Raw genomic sequence first — 17,517 nt, forward strand, 5'->3', positions numbered from 1 at the left:
ATATGCGAGATCTATGGCTCTTTTAAAGATTACTAAAAGAATAGCGAATGTGCTCAGTTTGAGTCTGAGTATTTTCAGTGCAAATACCCTTGCCATTGAGGAATACGCTCAGTATTTGCCTGAGGGGACAAATTTTTCATTTGTTGCCCAAAAAGTGGGTTCAAATACTCCCTTGATTGATTATCACGGGCAACAAATGGCATTACCTGCAAGTACACAAAAAATTGTGACCGCACTAGCGGCTCAACTACAGCTCGGCAATGATTACCGTTTTGTCACGACACTGGAAAGTGATGCGGCTATTTCAAATGGCATACTAAAAGGTAACCTGATTGCTCGTTTTGTCGGTGATCCGATGCTGACTCGCACACAACTGCGCAATATGGTGGATAAATTGAAGCAGTTAGGCATAAATCAGATTGATGGTGATCTCATCATAGATATTTCTATTTTTGCCAGTCACGATAAAGCCCCCGGCTGGGTATGGAACGATATGACCCAATGTTTCAGTGCCCCTCCATCGGCTGCAATCGTAGATAAAAATTGCTTTTCAGTTTTACTGAACAGCTCTGAACACCCCGGTGATCTGGCATTTGTCCGTGTTCCCTCTTTTTATCCGGTCAATGTATTTAGTGAAGTAAAAACATTGGCCAAAGGTTCCCCAGAAGCAAAATACTGCGAGCTTGATGTCACATCGGGTGATTTAAACCGATATACCCTCACTGGTTGCCTGACGCAACGCGATGAGCCATTACCATTGGCATTCGCCATCCAGAATGGTGCCAGCTATGCAGGTACTATTTTGAAAAATGAGCTGAATCTTGCAGATATTGAATTAAAAGGCTATATACGACGCCAATCGGCTCCTCAGCATCCAGAAAAAATTCTCACCCTAAATCAATCAGCGCCGTTACACCATATGTTGACAATCATGTTGAAAAAGTCAGATAACATGATTGCTGATACTATTTTTCGTACTCTAGGCCATCGCTATTTTAACGTTCCCGGTACATGGCGAACTGGTTCTGATGCCGTTCATCAGATCTTAAAACGAAAAGCGGGTATTGATTTAGGCAATACAGTCATAGTGGATGGTTCCGGCCTTTCACGTCACGATCTAATCAGCCCTGCAACCATGATGCAGATATTGCAATTTATCGCCCAGCACAACGATGAACTGGACTTCATCTCTATGCTGCCTCAGGCAGGACATGATGGCACTCTGGCCTATCGCCCCGGGCTGCATGAAGCGGGTGTGGATAGCAAGGTATTTGCCAAAACTGGGTCATTACAAGGCGTTTATAATCTTGCCGGATTTATAACAACCGCCAGCGGGCAACAAATCGCTTTTGTCCAATTTATCTCTAATTACACGGTTTCCCCCGAAGATCAACGTAACCGTCGTGTTCCATTGGCGCGTTTTGAAAATCATTTATATAAATGGTTATACCGCAACCATTGAGCAAGAACAGATAAAAAATCGATAGAGAATAGAATAGAAAAAGGGCGCTATTTTTAGCGCCCTTTACTATATTTAAACACCATATCCAAACGTCGAGTATAAAGATTAGTGTTTATAAATAAACTCAATACCTTCGTCGTCTTCTTCGTCCCAGTCGTCATCTAAATCATCTTCAGATGATTGCTCCAACTGTTCCTTATGATAATCATCCCACATGAATTCAACTTTTTCAGGCTGAGCCTCTTCTAATGTTTCCATGCTACGAGGCTGAGTCTTCATGAACTCCATGATGTCCCAGCAAAGCTCTTTCACGCCCTGACGGTTCACGGCTGAAATCATGTAATAATCACCTTCCCAACCCAGCTCATCAGCAATCGCTTTTGCTCGCTGCTTGGCTTCTTCCGGGTCCGTCGTCAGGTCAACTTTGTTGAACACCAACCAACGTGGTTTTTCTGCCAGTTTTTCACTGTATCTGTGTAGCTCTTTGATGATGATACGGGCATTTTCAACCGGATCAGATTCATCAATTGGGAAGAGGTCAATCAAATGCAGTAAGACGCGGCAACGCTCCAAATGTTTCAGGAATCGAATACCCAGACCTGCACCTTCTGATGCCCCTTCAATCAAACCTGGAATATCCGCGACCACGAAGCTTTGTTCATGATCCATACGCACGACGCCAAGGCTTGGCACCAATGTTGTAAATGGATAATCAGCAACTTTAGGTTTTGCTGCCGAAACCGCACGAATAAAGGTGGATTTGCCTGCATTTGGCATCCCCAGCATACCCACATCAGCCAACAACATCAGTTCTAACATCAACTCGCGGCTTTCTCCCGGCGTACCCATCGTTCTTTGACGAGGAGCACGATTCACAGAAGATTTAAAGCGGGTATTACCGAGACCGTGGAAGCCCCCTTTTGCAACCATAAAACGCTGTTCATGGCGCAACATATCTCCAATCACCTCACCTGTAGCAATATCACTCACACGGGTTCCGACGGGAACTTTGATAGTAATATCCTGGCCACGTTTACCGGTACAATCACGGCTTTGTCCGTTTTGACCACGTTCGGCACGGAAAGATTTTTCGAAACGGTAGTCAATCAGGGTATTGAGATTTTCATCTGCTAACAGATAAACATCGCCGCCATCGCCGCCATCACCACCGTCTGGCCCACCTTTGGGAATATATTTCTCTCGACGGAAGCTGACGCAACCATTGCCACCATCTCCCGCTACAACCAGTATCTTGGCTTCATCTACAAATTTCATTACTTTTCTCCGTAGGATAGCCACCGTAAAGCTGGATGGCTGCTGTACCCAGAGATGGCATTACCCGCCGTCTTTCAAGTTGCCGCTTTGTTGGCTGCATCTTGAAATCCATAGGGCATAATCCAAAATATAAAAAGCCCCGCAACACACATTGCAGGGCTTCCGATTCGATCGAAGATCAAAAAACTTATTCAGCTACGATGCTGATAAATTTACGGTTTTTTGGACCTTTAACTTCGAATTTAATTTTTCCGTCAGCTAATGCGAACAGGGTGTGGTCACGGCCACAACCTACGTTGTTGCCTGCGTGGAATTTAGTACCACGTTGACGAACGATGATGCTGCCTGCTAAAACAGACTCACCACCAAAACGTTTTACACCCAGACGTTTGCTTTCAGAATCGCGACCGTTACGAGTCGAGCCGCCAGCCTTTTTGTGTGCCATTAATCTGCTCTCCTAAAATCTTAAGCGATGCCAGTGATTTTAACATCAGTGAACCACTGACGGTGGCCCTGCTGCTTACGGCTGTGTTTACGACGACGAAACTTAACAATTTTAATTTTCTCGCCACGGCCATGAGCAACAACTTCAGCTTTGACTTTAACGCCTTCAACTACTGGAGCGCCGATCTTGATGTCTTCACCATTCGCGACCATCAGAACCTGGTCAAACTCAACAGTTTCACCGGTTGCGATGTCCAGCTTTTCCAAGCGAATTGTTTGACCTTCGCTTACTCGGTGTTGTTTACCACCACTTTGGAAAACTGCGTACATATAAACTCCGCTTTCCGCGCACCCCCTAAAAATGCTTTCCAGAGCGCGCTATAAAATATTCACAATAGGGCGCGAATTCTACGCAAAAACCACTTGGAAGACAAGAGCAGAATTAGAACAGATGTGAAAAAAACGGAGTTTTTCAATTGTCATTTATTTGAACGGTTTTTCAAGTACAATCGATACATCGTGATATCTGTTGATATGCTAATTTAATGAGCACAGCTCTGAATCAGAGTCCAAAGCCAAAACATGAATTTAGAATCGATTACAAAACTCACCGCTGATGATATGGCAGCGGTTAATGAAACCATTCTTAAGCAATTAAATTCTGATGTTGCGCTGATCAACCAGCTGGGTTACTACATTATCAGCGGTGGCGGTAAACGCATTCGCCCCATGATTGCGGTACTGGCTGGTAAAGCGCTTCATTGCGAACAAGAAAAGTACGTCAAAGTGGCGGCCTTGATTGAATTTATCCACACTGCAACCTTGCTGCATGATGATGTTGTTGATGAGTCAGACATGCGTCGCGGCAAGGCAACGGCCAATTCTATTTATGGCAACGCGGCCAGTGTCCTTGTGGGTGATTTTATCTACACACGCTCATTCCAGATGATGACTGATCTTGATTCCATGCGTGTATTGAAACTCATGTCTGACGCCACAAATGTCATTGCTGAAGGTGAGGTGATGCAGTTAATGAACTGTAATAACCCGGATATCTCAGAAGATGACTACATGCGCGTCATTTATAGTAAAACTGCCCGCCTGTTTGAAGTTGCAGCACATTCGGCCGCTATTTTAGCCAATGCAACATCTGAACAAGAAGTAGCACTGCGCGATTATGGCCGTTATCTTGGTACAGCGTTTCAATTAATTGATGATCTTCTGGATTACGATTCAAATGACAATACACTCGGCAAGAATACAGGGGACGACCTAAACGAAGGCAAGCCAACACTTCCCCTTCTACACGCCATGAGTCATGGAGCGCCTGAACAGTCAGCTCTGATACGCAGTGCTATTGAGCAAGGTAATGGCCGCCATTTGTTGGAAACTGTACTAGCAACAATGAAACAGTGCGGTTCACTTGAATATACCCGCCAACGGGCGGAGGAAGAGGCAGATAAAGCCATTTCAGCGTTACAAGTACTGGAAGAATCTCCATACAAGGCGGCTCTTATAGGATTAGCCCATGTCGCAGTACAGCGACTTTCTTAATTCAAATAGACTTTTTTAATTCAAATAAAGTACCCCAGATTGCTTACTCTGAGGTACTTTCCTTATTATCAACCTCTTGAATTCCTATATATTGAACAAGGCTAGCTAACCCTCTTCTCAATATGAACTTGACCATGCGTTCTCTTTCAGTTTTGGTCAACTGATAATAAGCTTCCACCCAAATCATAAAAGGATCCTGCCGCTTATTCCGGCAATACTCGACCGAGTTTTCACTCACGGTCAGTACATTCAGAACTTCTTCGGGCAGGCTGTTGACATGATATTCGAGTGCCTTTCCCTGCACTCCACGCTTACGGCGTTGTTCCCAACTCTCACGCCTTGCCATCAGGTTTACTCCTTGGGGAGACGATGGCAGACCTGCGAGGCCGATGAGTTCCTTTGCAGAATACCATTCTTTTTTCATCTCTTTTTCCTCGCTTTTTACCGGAGCAGTGAATAAAAAGCCAAATTTTGAACATTTGGCTTTTCAAAAGCTGCCTCAAGTCGCAGTGATTTTTTCCAAAAAACTTCTTATGCCATCTCGTAATATCACTTCGGTAATGACCTCCTTTTCTTCCTCGGTGAGCAAATTAAATGCACTCACCCAAATGGCTAAAGGATCTTGTTTCTGAACCTGATATTCAGGTGATATTTCATAAAGTTCCAGAGCGGTCAAAGTTGATTCAGGAAAACAAGAATAATGGTATTCAATTGCCCTACCTTGAACACCGATCCGCTTTTGCCTCAACCATTCTTCACGTTTTGCTCTAGCATTAACTCCTTGTGGTGATCTAGGTAGTTCTCCTACACCGGTCAACTCCATTGCCGTATACCACTCTTTTTTCATAATGTTTCTCTATTTTTGTAACCAAGTTCAAAAAAGAAGTTATTAAGAAAAAATTAGAAACATTTTTTGGAAAAATAATGTTATTTTATTTTCTTAATAACAGATTCGTGTTCGTTATTAATTTCACACTAACGCTTTAGTTATACCACTAATGTGGCGTCAAATTTAATAGGAAAGGATTAAAAAAATGATTTCTATGAAATCGGATTGGCATCCTGCTGATATTATTGCAGCTTTACGTAAGCGTGGAACTACACTGGCAGCCGTTTCCCGTGAAGCAGGGCTAAGCTCATCAACTTTGGCGAATACACTTTCTCGCCCATGGCCCAAGGGAGAGTGGATAATAGCGGATTATTTAGAATTGCATCCGTCCGAAATATGGCCAAGCCGTTATTTCGACCCCAGAACAGGAGAGTTATTAGAAAGAAAAATTCGAGATAAAAAGAATAATTAGTTATCAATATAATTATTCAAAGAAAAACCGCTAGTTATATTTTAACTAGCGGTTTTAGTTATTCAATATATTTAACTTAATTTGTATATTAATAAATTACGAATTAAATAAATTAACCGTTAATAAATTTTTCGCCTAATTCAATATCTTTCTTCAAAACATCCAGCATATTATCTAGTGACTTATGTTCAAAATCACTCAATTCGCCAATATCTAAACGCTCTTCGATACCATTCTTGCCTAAGCGAACAGGTTGAGCGAAGAAACGAGCATATTTACCGTCACTTTCGACATAGCTGCATTCGATAACATTGCTTTCGCCTTGCAGACCGCGGATCAGAGAAAGTCCCAGACGTGCCGCTGCCTGCCCCATCGATAGAGTTGCAGATCCGCCACCCGCTTTCGCTTCAACCACTTCAGTACCTGCGTTCTGGATACGTTTGGTCAATGCTTCAATTTCTTCATCAGTAAAACTAACGCCAGGAACTTGAGACAGCAGTGGCAGAATAGTTACACCTGAATGCCCACCAATAACCGGAACTTCCAGCGCTTCTGGTTTCTTACCTTTCAGTTCAGCAACAAACGTGTTTGAACGGATGATATCCAACGTTGTCACACCGAACAGACGGTTCTTATCGTAAACACCTTCTTTTTTCAAAACCTCAGCAGCAATCGCTACGGTAGTATTGACAGGGTTAGTGATAATTCCGATTAATGCTTTTGGAGAAGTTTTAGCAACCTGCTGAACCAGATTACAAATAATCCCAGCATTGATGTTAAACAGGTCGGAACGATCCATACCCGGTTTACGTGCCACACCTGCAGAAATCAATACCACATCTGCACCTACCAATGCAGGGGTTGCATCTTCACCAGCAAAACCAGTGACTTTGACTTCCGTTGGGATATGGCTCAGATCGGCTGCCACACCTGGAGTCACCGGAGCAATGTCATACAAGGAAAGTTCTGAACCTGAAGGAAGTTGGGTCTTGAGTAGAAGGGCAAGTGCCTGACCAATACCACCGGCTGCACCGAGAACTGCAACTTTCATCCTGATACTCCTTAAATAAGTGCTGTAAAAAACTTAAACCTATCTGGTTAAGAGAGATTAAAAACAATCTGTTAACAACCAGATTATCCACCTATTGGCTTAATGATGGAACACCAAAGTTGTTTTATTCTAGACAAAATGCTTATCTGTTAATGAGATAACGGACACTTTTTTGAGAATTATTCCAGTTTTACCACTCACAACTTAGCTGATTAACTTACTCCCCGCTCTAGTTCCAAACAACTCCATTTAATTAACAATACATTTACCATGCTCAATATGTGGAAAAAAATGAATCAAAAATAACCTTATTAATTATCAGCTATTAATCGGATAATAGGGGAAAAGTATGCAATTAAGCGCTAATTAAGCTCTATAGCTGGGTTTTCTCTTCTCTTTCTTGAATAAAAATGCACTCTTTCGCATAATATCAGCCTTATAACGGATCCAAAGATGGTGAAATATGCGTGCTCCTTCGAAACAAGAAGATTTGGTAAAGGCTTTCAAGGCATTATTGAAAGAAGAAAAATTCAGCTCTCAAGGTGAAATTGTTACAGCACTTCAGGACGAGGGTTTTGAAAATATCAACCAATCTAAAGTTTCCAGAATGCTGACTAAATTTGGTGCTGTCCGAACCCGTAACGTAAAAATGGAAATGGTCTACTGCCTACCAGCAGAACTCGGGGTTCCCACAGCAACTAGCCCATTAAAAAATCTGGTATTAGATATCGATTATAATCACAGTGTTGTCGTTATACGTACCAGCCCGGGCGCAGCACAGTTAATTGCACGACTGTTGGATTCATTAGGTAAAGCTGAAGGCATTCTTGGTAGCATCGCGGGGGACGACACCATTTTTACCACCCCAGCGAAAAACTTTACGACAAAACAACTCTATGAGGCGATCCTCAACCTGTTTGAACAAGAGCTTTAATCCTACTCGCTGTATGTCCATAAACCTGCGAACAGACACAGCGAAACACCAAAAGACACATCATATAATATTGCCTTATATGAAAAGAGGATCGCCCAATAGGTACGATCCTCTTACTCCAATCCATTTTCCGATCAGGCAGCATTTGCCTTCTTAGCCAATGCAGTCAGCAACTTATCATGAATGCCACCAAACCCACCATTGCTCATAATCAGGATATGATCACCTGGCTGGGCTGTTTCAGCAATCATCCGAATCAAAGCATCAATATCAGTACTCCAACGAGCAGGCTGAATACATTGCTCCGCAATTTCAATTACCTGCAACGGAATGTTGGCTGGTTGATAGAGAAAAACTTCATCAGCACGTCCCAGAGACGGCGCGATATCATTTTTGCTCATGCCCATTTTCATAGTATTAGAACGAGGTTCCAAGACAGCAAGAATACGAGCCATCCCGCCGACTTTACTTCTCAGTGCTTCCAACGTAGCTAAAATAGCCGTCGGATGATGGGCAAAATCGTCATAAACCGAGACACCATTCACTTCGTCACGTAACTCAAGCCGGCGGCGGGCATTGATAAATTCCCCCAAAGCCTGACAAGCATCAGCAGGTTGCACCCCAACATGACGGGCTGCCGCAATCGCGATCAAACCATTATGCATATTGTGTTCACCTACGAGTGACCAATTGACTTCCCCAACCAGTTCACCATGATGAAATACTTGATAGTTGCTACTATCCTGACTGACTTTCTTCGCCTGCCACTCTCCGGTTTCTCCGAGCTGTTCCAACTCACTCCAGCATCCCATTGCAAGTACATGTTTCAGATTGATGTCACTATCGGGAACAATGATCTTACCTGTACTCGGCACAACTCTGACAAGATGATGGAACTGTTTTTGAATAGCCGCCAAATTTTCAAAAATATCGGCATGATCAAATTCGAGATTATTCATAATCAGCGTACGGGGGCTGTAATGCACAAATTTTGAACGTTTGTCAAAAAAGGCACTGTCATATTCATCCGCTTCAATCACAAAAAACGGGCTATCTCCGATTTGTGCAGAAACCTCAAAATTACCCGGTACACCACCGATCAAGAATCCCGGTTTATAGCCACAAGCTTCCAAAATCCACGCCAACATACCTGCCGTTGTCGTTTTACCGTGAGTTCCCGCAACAGCCAATACCCAACGTTCAGGTAAAACGTGATCATGCAACCACTGTGGGCCGGAGGTATAAGGGATACCACGATCCAACACCATTTCTACGCAGGGATTACCGCGAGTCATGGCATTACCTATGATCACTATATCTGGCACCGGATCGAGTTGTGCAGGATCGTATCCTTGAATCAGCTCAATACCCTGTTTTTTCAATAGGGTGCTCATTGGTGGATACACATTGGCATCAGAGCCGATAACTTCATGACCCAATGCACGAGCGAGGAGTGCTAGCCCTCCCATGAAAGTACCGCAAATGCCAAGAATATGAATACGCATTTATTTCTATCCAATATCATGAACTGTATCACTATTCTAACCATCAAATCGGAGATTAGAAATGCAATAGCCTATCAATCAACTCATTCTTTAGCTAAACTGCCGCGCATAAGTGCAACACGCAAGTGCAGCACGCTCTCTAAAACCACAATCAAATTCAGGACTTTTCGTCATGAAAACATTAGGCGAATTCATCGTCGAGAAACAGCAAGACTTTCCTCATGCTACAGGTGAACTGACTGCCCTGCTTTCTGCTATCAAACTGGGCGCCAAAATCATTCATCGGGATATCAACAAAGCCGGGTTAGTGGATATTTTAGGTACCAGTGGTGTATCGAATGTTCAGGGTGAAGTTCAGATGAAGCTGGACTTGTATGCCAATGAGAAATTGAAGGCTGCATTAAAAGCTCGTGGTGAAGTAGCAGGTATCGCTTCCGAAGAAGAAGATGAGATCGTTATCTTTGATGGCGACCGTGCAGAAAATGCGAAGTATGTTGTTTTGATGGACCCACTGGATGGTTCTTCGAATATTGATGTAAACGTTTCCGTCGGGACTATTTTCTCAATTTACCATCGAATTACGCCAATTGGGCAGCCCGTTACTGAAGAAGATTTCCTGCAACCGGGAAGTCATCAGGTTGCAGCAGGTTATGTGGTTTATGGCTCTTCCACAATGTTGGTTTACACCACGGGTTGCGGAGTTCATACATTCACTTACGATCCTTCCCTTGGCGTTTTCTGCCTGACCCATGAGAAAGTTCAATTCCCAGAAAAAGGCAATATGTACTCGATCAACGAAGGGAACTACATCAAATTCCCGATGGGCGTGAAAAAGTACATCAAATATTGTCAGGAACAGGATGAAGCCACCCAGCGCCCTTACACCACCCGTTATATCGGCTCTCTGGTTGCAGATTTCCACCGTAACCTTTTGAAAGGCGGTATCTATATTTACCCAAGCACCGCAAGCCACCCAACCGGCAAACTACGCCTGCTTTATGAGTGCAACCCAATTGCATTTCTGGCTGAACAGGCTGGCGGCAAAGCCAGCGATGGTGCTAACCGCATTCTGGACATCACACCAAATAAACTACACCAGCGTGTACCTTTCTTTGTAGGCATGAAATCCATGGTGGAAAAAGCCGAAAGTTTTATGGCTGAATACCCTGACGAATAAGTCAGTTTATTGCGTAGTTATGTAGTGAGTAGTTATGTGGTTAATTGAAGAGGCGAAGGTTAGCCTCTCTAACTTATCTAACTTATCTAACTGACTCTACCTCAATTAATCTACCGGAGTACAGGTGTAACACAGAAAAATGGAATTACTTTAAGTCTGTTTTGGCTATAATACCCGGCACTCCATTTTGGTTTGAAATTGAAGGAAACCTTTTATGAGCCTGAACAACGTACCAGCGGGTAAAGAACTGCCTGAAGATATCTATGTCATCATTGAGATCCCAGCAAACGCAGATCCAATTAAATATGAAGTAGATAAAGAGTCTAGCGCTCTGTTTGTAGACCGCTTCATGTCTACCGCTATGTTCTATCCTTGCAACTACGGTTATATCAATAATACTCTGTCTCTGGATGGCGACCCTGTTGATGTACTGGTTCCAACTCCATACCCATTGCAGCCAGGTTCCGTCATCCGCTGCCGTCCAGTTGGTGTTCTGAAAATGACCGACGAATCCGGTGAAGATGCAAAACTGGTCGCTGTTCCTCATACCAAACTGAGCAAAGAATACGATCACATCAAAGATGTGAACGATCTGCCAGAACTGCTGCGTGCTCAAATCACTCACTTCTTCGAGCATTATAAAGATCTGGAAAGCGGCAAATGGGTTAAAGTTGATGGCTGGGACAATGTCGAGGCCGCTAAAGCTGAAATTATTTCTTCTTTCGAACGCGCTGCAAAAAAATAATTCCTGCGGTTAACCGCAAGTTTTAATTGCAAAAAACCTCTGTACCCATCAGGGACAGAGGTTTTTGTTTGGCTCTGATTTTGATCAAAATCGGTTTGATTAAAATAGTTTTTAAAAACAGAGATTACGCTAATCGCAAATCACTGAGCTTTATTCTTCTCCGTGGCGCTTTAACCAGTCACCACTTGTTATCCGATCCAATCCCTCGACAGGCAATTTATAAAGATAAATCCACGCCTTACCGTAAGGTGTTTCAATCAGTTCCCTTAGATACTCCTGAGAGTTCTTTTTCAATTCATCCAGTTCTGTCAGGATAGATGGCGTAATACGATATACTTCGCATTCAATTGTCCCTTCACCACGAATAACCGCCGGATAATGCCCTAGGTCATAAATTTCATAACCTTCTAAACTGTATTCTCCTAACAGTTGGGCATCTGTCATCCAGTGATGATTACCTTGTTTGCGCCTCAGGCTGCCATAAACAATAACTCGCATTTTTAAAACTCAAACTCATAGAGCAGATCTAAAGCTTGATCAATACCAGATACTGCTTCTAGATACAATCTTGGCATAACGCGATAACGCAATGTCAGTGTCGCCAACGAGTCAAAAATACCGACACCATACTTCACTTGTAAGTCTTTGGTTATTCTGCCACTGACGACAACTTGGGATTTATCGCCAACACCTTGCGTATCCAAAGCCAGATCAGAGACACCAAAAGTTTCACCTATCTTGCCCACTATCTGACCACTCTGGGCTACCCCCAAGCCAATCAACATGGCTGTCATCTGGGAGTTGTCAGAATCCCCTTTTTCCAAACCTTCCCCACGTAGCAGGTAAGACAGAGCTTCCTGCTGTGATTTGACAGGATCAGAGAAAACTTCTACTTTGGGTCTGTCCGCTAGCCCTGTCACTCTCACTCCGGCAATAACTTTATTTGCCGTCGATTCGGGGTTACGAATCGCTTCAATATTCAATAAAGGCTGATCTGGCGGGCCAGAGAACATAATCGTTCCTTTACGCACCTGCAAATCTTGCCCATAAGCACGAAAACGCCCTTCTGGAATATCAATCTGACCATTCAGCCCCAGCCCTTGTTTATCCTGAAGGACTTTCAACGCGCCTTTTAGCTGGGCTTGCAGACCAAATGCACTCAGGCGTACATCATTGCCAATATGAATATTTAAGTTGCTTTGAATCAAAATAGGCGATTTTTTCTTCTCGATTGGCTGACGGTTTTTATCCAACATCACCTCATCTGAAGAAACACCGACTGCCGATTCAGGCAATTCCTGAACCGTAATACGCGCCCAAGGAATATCTACATTACCGTTCAGTTTCAGTAAGCTTGGTGTCGCTTCCAGTACCAAATCCGGGCTGACATCCACTTTCACCATCGGTGGAACGATGATTCGTATTTTGTCGCTATGTGCTGAGATTCTGGCGTGCCATACATTTAAATTACGCCAGCCAGCATCACCATTCAGATTCAATTGCCCATTAGGGGTTTTAATCATCCCCTCCAAATCAGAACGGACACCATCAAAATGAACGGCTAATTGACCTTTAGATATATCGAATGGCAACCAATGGCTAATTACCTGCAAATCATCAGCTTTCAGTAGACCAAATAACAGGGGATGCTTGGCATTCCCGCCAAAACGCAAATTCGCATTCAGAGCGCCTTCCGCTTTTTCACCTTTACCCAAAATAGGCTTAATCAGCTTCAAGGAGAGATCTTGAATATCTACCGATCCCGATAATTTGCGGCTGCCTTCTAAATCAGCCACCTGAACATTGCCGTTTAAATGCCCATTTCCAGCCAGTTTGAATAACCATGCCAAATTTGCTTTACCATTTGTTAACCCAGCGTTCAAAGTCAGTGTGTCAAAACTAACGGGAAGAGTGATACCTTCCACAACCTGACGAACTTGAACACCATTTCCTTGCAAGGCGATTTTTGCCTGCGGCAATCCATGATTTGCCGTCCACTTAACATCGGCATTACCGCTGAACACGCCCTTGAGCTGCGTGCTTTTATCAAGGAATGGCTGAACCATCGCTAAATCAAATCGTTCAAAGACAATTTGTGCATGACCGCTAGCACCCGCTTCAATCGGTTTAGGAATACAAACCTGAGCATTAGGATTGAGCCAGCAGTGCGTTCCGATCGTGACTTTCTGTTGTAAATTCAAATAATCGATGGCTACCGCTTTGCTTAGGCGCCATTCACCCACTGGCGTATCAAAATAGGTATTATTGATATTGCCTTTCCAGCGCTCCTGCTGGCGATCAAAACTGCCATTGAGTGCCAACTGCCCTGATACGGGATTACCCTCAACCTTCAACTGTAAATTATGCTGTTTTTCTGTGCCCTTAGCATTGAGCGTCAAGCTATTGATGATCAAATTCGCCTGTTTCAGTTGGTGAACCACAACCGATAACTGCCCTTCAATTTGTTTACTAGAACGCACATCTCCTTTAATCGTGGCGCTACCCACTCGCAGTTCATCTTGCCAACGCAACCCACGAGCGTTCAAATCTGCCACGATTTGAGGTGCCTTCATGTTGCCACACAGTTTGATATTCCCCGTAATCAGACCGGCCAACCCCGGCAATAAGCCATTTAATTGCGGCGCATTAATTTCACCATCCAGTTTCCACGCTTCATCCGTAAGCCGGCCTTGAACATTTAGCGTATTGTGCCCAAGTACGAGATCGAATTGAGGAATATCCCACTGCCCAGCCGCATTACCCGATGCCTTGCCATGGGCTTTAACCACGTTCTGTTTCACATGACCATTAAGGCTAATTTCAGGGATTTGGAGCTGCCAACTTCCCCCATACAGGCTACCCCGCACCGCTATTTCACCATCCATTTTGGCAGGCCATTCCGGCCATTGTTTGGCTGTATTGATGTCATCTAAAATCAGCTTGGCATTCCAGCTAATTGCTTTACTCCAATCAACAACACCGGTTACATCCGCTTTTCCCTGTAATGCAGCTAAACGCAAACGGGTGAGTCTGAGTAACTCTTCATTGCCCTTCGCATCCAGCATCAGCAATGCCGGAGGAATATCACTCCCCTTAATATCAGAGCGGAGAGAAAGATCGTAACCACTGGCCTGCCCATTAAGACGCAGTTTGACGCCATCAAGCTGATAATCTGATTTGCCGGTTAATGGCCATTGAAGTTGTTTACTTTCCAGTGTCAAGCGTACAGGCAGGCCAGCCTGTGCTAATTCAGTCTGCGCATCCAGACTAGCGACAATAGGCCCAGAAAGATGCAACGCGAGATCGAGCTGCTGCAACAAAGCGCCATTTAACGTTAAATCAACCTGCTGACCTTGCAATTCCTTCAAACCAATATTATCTACATCGCCAACATCACCTTTAATCGCGAGCTTAACTGGCCACTGTTCAGCAAGCGTTACTGTTCCCTTAATTGCAAGTGAACCTTCCGGTGCCTGTACACTCAACGTTTGTATATCGATTTGTTGCCCTTGATTGCTGGCTTGTAGCCGCAGATCATTGACTGTAATGTCGTTATTCCCAGTCAAACGAAGTTGACTGCCATGAATGCTTTCTACTGTGATATCAAGAGGAATAGGAACATTTGGTAATTCTGCCAAAAGAGGTTTGGCAAACAGCGCCTTTAAGGTTTCTCCCAATGATTTCTCAGCTTCAACCTGCTGACTGTTTTTTTGCTCTGTATTGATGTGTTCAGAGGATGTTTTTGGCAACGCAACCAATAGGTTGCTGATTGCCGTAGGCTTCAATACCAGTTTTTTTTCCTGCCACTGAGCGCCAGCCTTAAATTCATCCAATGCAATAGCAATATCATCTACCTTGACGTGGACATTTTTCAAAGCCAGCAAATCCAGTGAGATAGGATACGGTGTTTTCAACTCAGTCAGTGGTTTCGAATCAGGGGAGGGTTCGGATGGTGGAAGCTCAGCCGTATTCACCGAAACCAAGACACCTTCGGTCGTCAAGGCATTGACACAGACATGACTGTGCCGCAAACAGGAAAGTCGTAGTGAAAGATGTAAATTGTCAGCGCTGACATTAACTCCCGGCATCTGATATTTCATGCCTTTTAGCGTTAAATCACGCCAACCTCCGCTGACACTGGCAATTTCCAATCCCGGCACCCAACGCGCCGCACTATTAATCATAAAGTGCAAACCCGCTTGTGTGCCAACCAATCCCACAACCGTCACCAATAACAGGCCAACAATCAGTAGAAAAGCAATACTAAACCTTTTCACCCACCTCATAGTTCAGCCCCTAAACCGATATAAAATTCAACATTATGATTGTTTGGATCTCCGAGCGGAGTCGCCACATCAAATTTTATCGGCCCAACAGGTGAAGCCCAGCGCACACCAATTCCTGCACCTGTTTTAAAATCACTCTTTCTAATATCGTCCACCGCTTCACCCGAATCTACAAACAGGGCACTCCACCAGTTGCCATAAACATTATATTGATATTCCAACGAACCGACTGCCAGCTTTGATGCTCCAACTAATTTCCCTTTACTGTCTGTCGGTGAAATTTTCTGGTACTTATAACCTCGGATGCTGCGATCTCCCCCAGCAAAGAAACGAAGGTCGGGAGGCACTTTGTCGAATTCATTAGTTTCTATCCAGCCCAAATCCGCCCGCGCCACAAAACGGTGATTCTCCCGATACGTTCTGATCCAGACGTGATGTGCCTGTAACACGAAAAAATCGACATTGGACTGCCAACTTGTATCAGAAACATCAAGTGAGTAACGCTGGCTATCCCCCCAATAAGGCATGGTACCGCCACGTTGACGAATACGGCTGATACTTGCTCCCGGATAAAGCAACATAGTAGTGTTTGTTACGTTGGCCTGCGTAAAGTGGCTAAAACTCCAGCGTAGATTAACGCCGTACTGCCAGCCAGTAAAACGATCCCAGTTACGGGAAAAGTTCAAAGTTGCCGTATCCGAAATGGTATCATTAATATCTTTACGTTTATAACCAGCTTGTAACTGATAATATTCTTCAAGAGGATTGACCTTAAGCGGCATTTTATAAGAGCCGTCAATGGCTTGGTCTCGTGCAGAAAGGTTAAGGTTGGTACTCAGGCTATGCCCACGTGAATTGAGCCATGGTTTTTTCCATTTTGCCTGAAGGCGGGGGCCAACATCCGTCGCATAACCTCCCCCTAATTCCACATAATTGGCAGAACGAGGCACTAAAGATGCGTCCAGCGGCAATAGCTTATCCTTGCTTTCACGCCCCACCTTAAAATCGGGCACAACAACCGCTGAATTAAACCAACCAGTATCGACCAAACGACGGTTGAATTCGGCCAGTTGCTCTGAGGTGTAATATTCACCCTGTTTGAAAGGAATAAGATTATCTAGGTAAGTTTGACGAATTTGTGAACCATGAAATATCACAGGGCCAAAACGGTAACGCTGGCCGCTATCAAAATTGAAATCCCAATAAGATTTGAGTTGTTGTTGCTCGACACCAAGTTCACTTTTCTTCATCACCGCGTCAAAATACCCCTTCTTAACAGCCAGATTAGTCAGTGAGCTCTTAAAATTCTCATATTCGCCATGATTCAGGATTTCTCCTTCCTTTGGCTTATTTTTTTTGATCAACTTTGCATAATCTTGGTCATCCTTCGCAGCACCTTCCAAATCCACGCTCACCTCAGCCACCCGAACAGGTTCCCCCGGCGTCACTATTGCAGTCAAAACAGGGCGGGAAGGAGGCGTTTTCTCTTCATACGTGAATTGGATCGTAGGATCGTAGTACCCTAATGGCCTGAGCCCCAAGCGTATAGCCTTCTCTACACGACCACGGAAACGCCCATCTGGAGAAACTTCATCAGTGCTGATATTTGAAAGCTGCACCCTAGCATTTTTTTCCAGCTCGCCAGAAAGTCCTTCCACTTTCAGCCGTAAATTTGCACTATAGGCTGATGGAGCTGTGACAGACACACAAAGCACACATATAAGGGGGTATCGTGACACGCGAACTCCTAATATTTGTTTATCCGAGGAAGAAAGTCCAACGA

The 17,517-nt window shown here is 44.1% G+C and carries 16 protein-coding genes; 6 read left to right on the top strand and 10 right to left on the bottom strand.

Features of this window, described 5'->3' with window-relative positions:
* The first annotated feature begins 13 nt into the window (after positions 1 to 13).
* Entirely contained in the window at positions 14 to 1,462 is a 1,449-nt protein-coding gene (gene dacB / locus Xhom_RS02175; RefSeq protein WP_069317208.1) for a serine-type D-Ala-D-Ala carboxypeptidase, read from the top strand.
* 105 nt (positions 1,463 to 1,567) lie between these two features.
* On the opposite strand, the gene cgtA is transcribed toward dacB, so the two are convergent.
* From cgtA to rplU, 3 genes are all read right to left on the bottom strand, one after another.
* Positions 1,568 to 2,737, bottom strand: a complete 1,170-nt coding sequence (gene cgtA, locus Xhom_RS02180; RefSeq protein WP_069317209.1) for an Obg family GTPase CgtA — start codon at positions 2,735 to 2,737, stop codon at positions 1,568 to 1,570.
* 187 nt (positions 2,738 to 2,924) lie between these two features.
* Positions 2,925 to 3,182 carry a 50S ribosomal protein L27 gene (gene rpmA / locus Xhom_RS02185; protein WP_069317210.1) on the bottom strand — a complete coding sequence of 86 codons (258 nt, stop codon included), beginning with the start codon at positions 3,180 to 3,182 and terminating at the stop codon, positions 2,925 to 2,927.
* Positions 3,183 to 3,202: 20 nt separating this feature from the next.
* The gene (gene rplU / locus Xhom_RS02190) at positions 3,203 to 3,511 is read right to left on the bottom strand and encodes a 50S ribosomal protein L21 (RefSeq protein WP_012986964.1); all 309 of its coding nucleotides are present in this window, start codon (positions 3,509 to 3,511) and stop codon (positions 3,203 to 3,205) included.
* A 252-nt stretch (positions 3,512 to 3,763) separates the two neighbouring features.
* On the opposite strand from rplU, the gene ispB reads away from it, so the two are divergent.
* Complete coding sequence (ispB, locus tag Xhom_RS02195; protein ID WP_069317211.1) at positions 3,764 to 4,735, top strand: octaprenyl diphosphate synthase; 972 nt, start codon at positions 3,764 to 3,766, stop codon at positions 4,733 to 4,735.
* Between the two features lie 43 nt (positions 4,736 to 4,778).
* Here the strand turns inward: ispB and Xhom_RS02200 are convergent, their stop codons facing one another.
* Positions 4,779 to 5,159 (bottom strand): DNA-binding protein, encoded by a 381-nt coding sequence (locus tag Xhom_RS02200; protein ID WP_069317212.1) that lies wholly within the window; start codon positions 5,157 to 5,159, stop codon positions 4,779 to 4,781.
* Between the two features lie 75 nt (positions 5,160 to 5,234).
* Positions 5,235 to 5,582, bottom strand: coding sequence for a DNA-binding protein (locus Xhom_RS02205; protein ID WP_069317213.1), 348 nt, complete (start codon positions 5,580 to 5,582; stop codon positions 5,235 to 5,237).
* Between the two features lie 187 nt (positions 5,583 to 5,769).
* Between Xhom_RS02205 and Xhom_RS02210 the strand changes: the two genes are divergently transcribed.
* Positions 5,770 to 6,036 carry a helix-turn-helix domain-containing protein gene (locus Xhom_RS02210; protein ID WP_069317214.1) on the top strand — a complete coding sequence of 89 codons (267 nt, stop codon included), beginning with the start codon at positions 5,770 to 5,772 and terminating at the stop codon, positions 6,034 to 6,036.
* 112 nt (positions 6,037 to 6,148) lie between these two features.
* Here the strand turns inward: Xhom_RS02210 and mdh are convergent, their stop codons facing one another.
* Positions 6,149 to 7,087: a malate dehydrogenase gene (mdh, locus tag Xhom_RS02215; RefSeq protein ID WP_069317215.1), complete on the bottom strand. Its 939-nt coding sequence runs from the start codon at positions 7,085 to 7,087 to the stop codon at positions 6,149 to 6,151.
* 463 nt (positions 7,088 to 7,550) lie between these two features.
* Between mdh and argR the strand changes: the two genes are divergently transcribed.
* Positions 7,551 to 8,021, top strand: coding sequence for a transcriptional regulator ArgR (argR, locus tag Xhom_RS02220; RefSeq protein WP_069317216.1), 471 nt, complete (start codon positions 7,551 to 7,553; stop codon positions 8,019 to 8,021).
* Between the two features lie 134 nt (positions 8,022 to 8,155).
* Here argR and mpl read toward each other — a convergent pair whose 3' ends face one another.
* Positions 8,156 to 9,526, bottom strand: a complete 1,371-nt coding sequence (mpl, locus tag Xhom_RS02225; RefSeq protein WP_069317217.1) for a UDP-N-acetylmuramate:L-alanyl-gamma-D-glutamyl-meso-diaminopimelate ligase — start codon at positions 9,524 to 9,526, stop codon at positions 8,156 to 8,158.
* Between the two features lie 172 nt (positions 9,527 to 9,698).
* Here mpl and fbp point away from each other — a divergent pair, with 172 nt between their 5' ends.
* Both fbp and ppa read left to right on the top strand, forming a co-directional pair.
* Positions 9,699 to 10,703 (top strand): class 1 fructose-bisphosphatase, encoded by a 1,005-nt coding sequence (gene fbp, locus Xhom_RS02230; protein ID WP_069317218.1) that lies wholly within the window; start codon positions 9,699 to 9,701, stop codon positions 10,701 to 10,703.
* 214 nt (positions 10,704 to 10,917) lie between these two features.
* Positions 10,918 to 11,448, top strand: coding sequence for an inorganic diphosphatase (gene ppa, locus Xhom_RS02235; RefSeq protein ID WP_069317219.1), 531 nt, complete (start codon positions 10,918 to 10,920; stop codon positions 11,446 to 11,448).
* Positions 11,449 to 11,598: 150 nt separating this feature from the next.
* On the opposite strand, the gene Xhom_RS02240 is transcribed toward ppa, so the two are convergent.
* The 3 genes from Xhom_RS02240 to tamA are packed head-to-tail and all read right to left on the bottom strand — an operon-like array spanning position 11,599 to position 17,473.
* A complete protein-coding gene (locus Xhom_RS02240; RefSeq protein WP_069317220.1) occupies positions 11,599 to 11,946 on the bottom strand; it encodes a gamma-glutamylcyclotransferase family protein in 348 nt (115 codons plus the stop codon).
* 2 nt (positions 11,947 to 11,948) lie between these two features.
* Complete coding sequence (gene tamB, locus Xhom_RS02245) at positions 11,949 to 15,734, bottom strand: autotransporter assembly complex protein TamB (RefSeq protein WP_069317221.1); 3,786 nt, start codon at positions 15,732 to 15,734, stop codon at positions 11,949 to 11,951.
* Positions 15,731 to 17,473 (bottom strand): autotransporter assembly complex protein TamA, encoded by a 1,743-nt coding sequence (gene tamA, locus Xhom_RS02250; protein ID WP_069317222.1) that lies wholly within the window; start codon positions 17,471 to 17,473, stop codon positions 15,731 to 15,733. Before tamA ends, tamB begins: the two co-directional genes overlap by 4 nt.
* Between the last annotated feature and the right edge of the window lie 44 nt (positions 17,474 to 17,517).

The sequence above is a fragment of the Xenorhabdus hominickii genome (assembly GCF_002632725.1).
In the GTDB taxonomy this organism is placed as follows: domain Bacteria; phylum Pseudomonadota; class Gammaproteobacteria; order Enterobacterales; family Enterobacteriaceae; genus Xenorhabdus; species Xenorhabdus hominickii.

Bases quoted from the DNA above. Each gene is read 5' to 3' on its own strand.
- ppa (WP_069317219.1), top strand. From the start codon at position 10,918: ATGAGCCTGAACAACGTACCAGCGGGTAAAGAACTGCCTGAAGATATC.
- mpl (WP_069317217.1), bottom strand. From the start codon at position 9,526: ATGCGTATTCATATTCTTGGCATTTGCGGTACTTTCATGGGAGGGCTA.
- fbp (WP_069317218.1), top strand. From the start codon at position 9,699: ATGAAAACATTAGGCGAATTCATCGTCGAGAAACAGCAAGACTTTCCT.
- Xhom_RS02210 (WP_069317214.1), top strand. From the start codon at position 5,770: ATGATTTCTATGAAATCGGATTGGCATCCTGCTGATATTATTGCAGCT.
- tamB (WP_069317221.1), bottom strand. From the start codon at position 15,734: ATGAGGTGGGTGAAAAGGTTTAGTATTGCTTTTCTACTGATTGTTGGC.
- Xhom_RS02240 (WP_069317220.1), bottom strand. From the start codon at position 11,946: ATGCGAGTTATTGTTTATGGCAGCCTGAGGCGCAAACAAGGTAATCAT.
- Xhom_RS02200 (WP_069317212.1), bottom strand. From the start codon at position 5,159: ATGAAAAAAGAATGGTATTCTGCAAAGGAACTCATCGGCCTCGCAGGT.
- ispB (WP_069317211.1), top strand. From the start codon at position 3,764: ATGAATTTAGAATCGATTACAAAACTCACCGCTGATGATATGGCAGCG.
- mdh (WP_069317215.1), bottom strand. From the start codon at position 7,087: ATGAAAGTTGCAGTTCTCGGTGCAGCCGGTGGTATTGGTCAGGCACTT.
- argR (WP_069317216.1), top strand. From the start codon at position 7,551: ATGCGTGCTCCTTCGAAACAAGAAGATTTGGTAAAGGCTTTCAAGGCA.
- Xhom_RS02205 (WP_069317213.1), bottom strand. From the start codon at position 5,582: ATGAAAAAAGAGTGGTATACGGCAATGGAGTTGACCGGTGTAGGAGAA.
- rplU (WP_012986964.1), bottom strand. From the start codon at position 3,511: ATGTACGCAGTTTTCCAAAGTGGTGGTAAACAACACCGAGTAAGCGAA.
- cgtA (WP_069317209.1), bottom strand. From the start codon at position 2,737: ATGAAATTTGTAGATGAAGCCAAGATACTGGTTGTAGCGGGAGATGGT.
- rpmA (WP_069317210.1), bottom strand. From the start codon at position 3,182: ATGGCACACAAAAAGGCTGGCGGCTCGACTCGTAACGGTCGCGATTCT.
- dacB (WP_069317208.1), top strand. From the start codon at position 14: ATGGCTCTTTTAAAGATTACTAAAAGAATAGCGAATGTGCTCAGTTTG.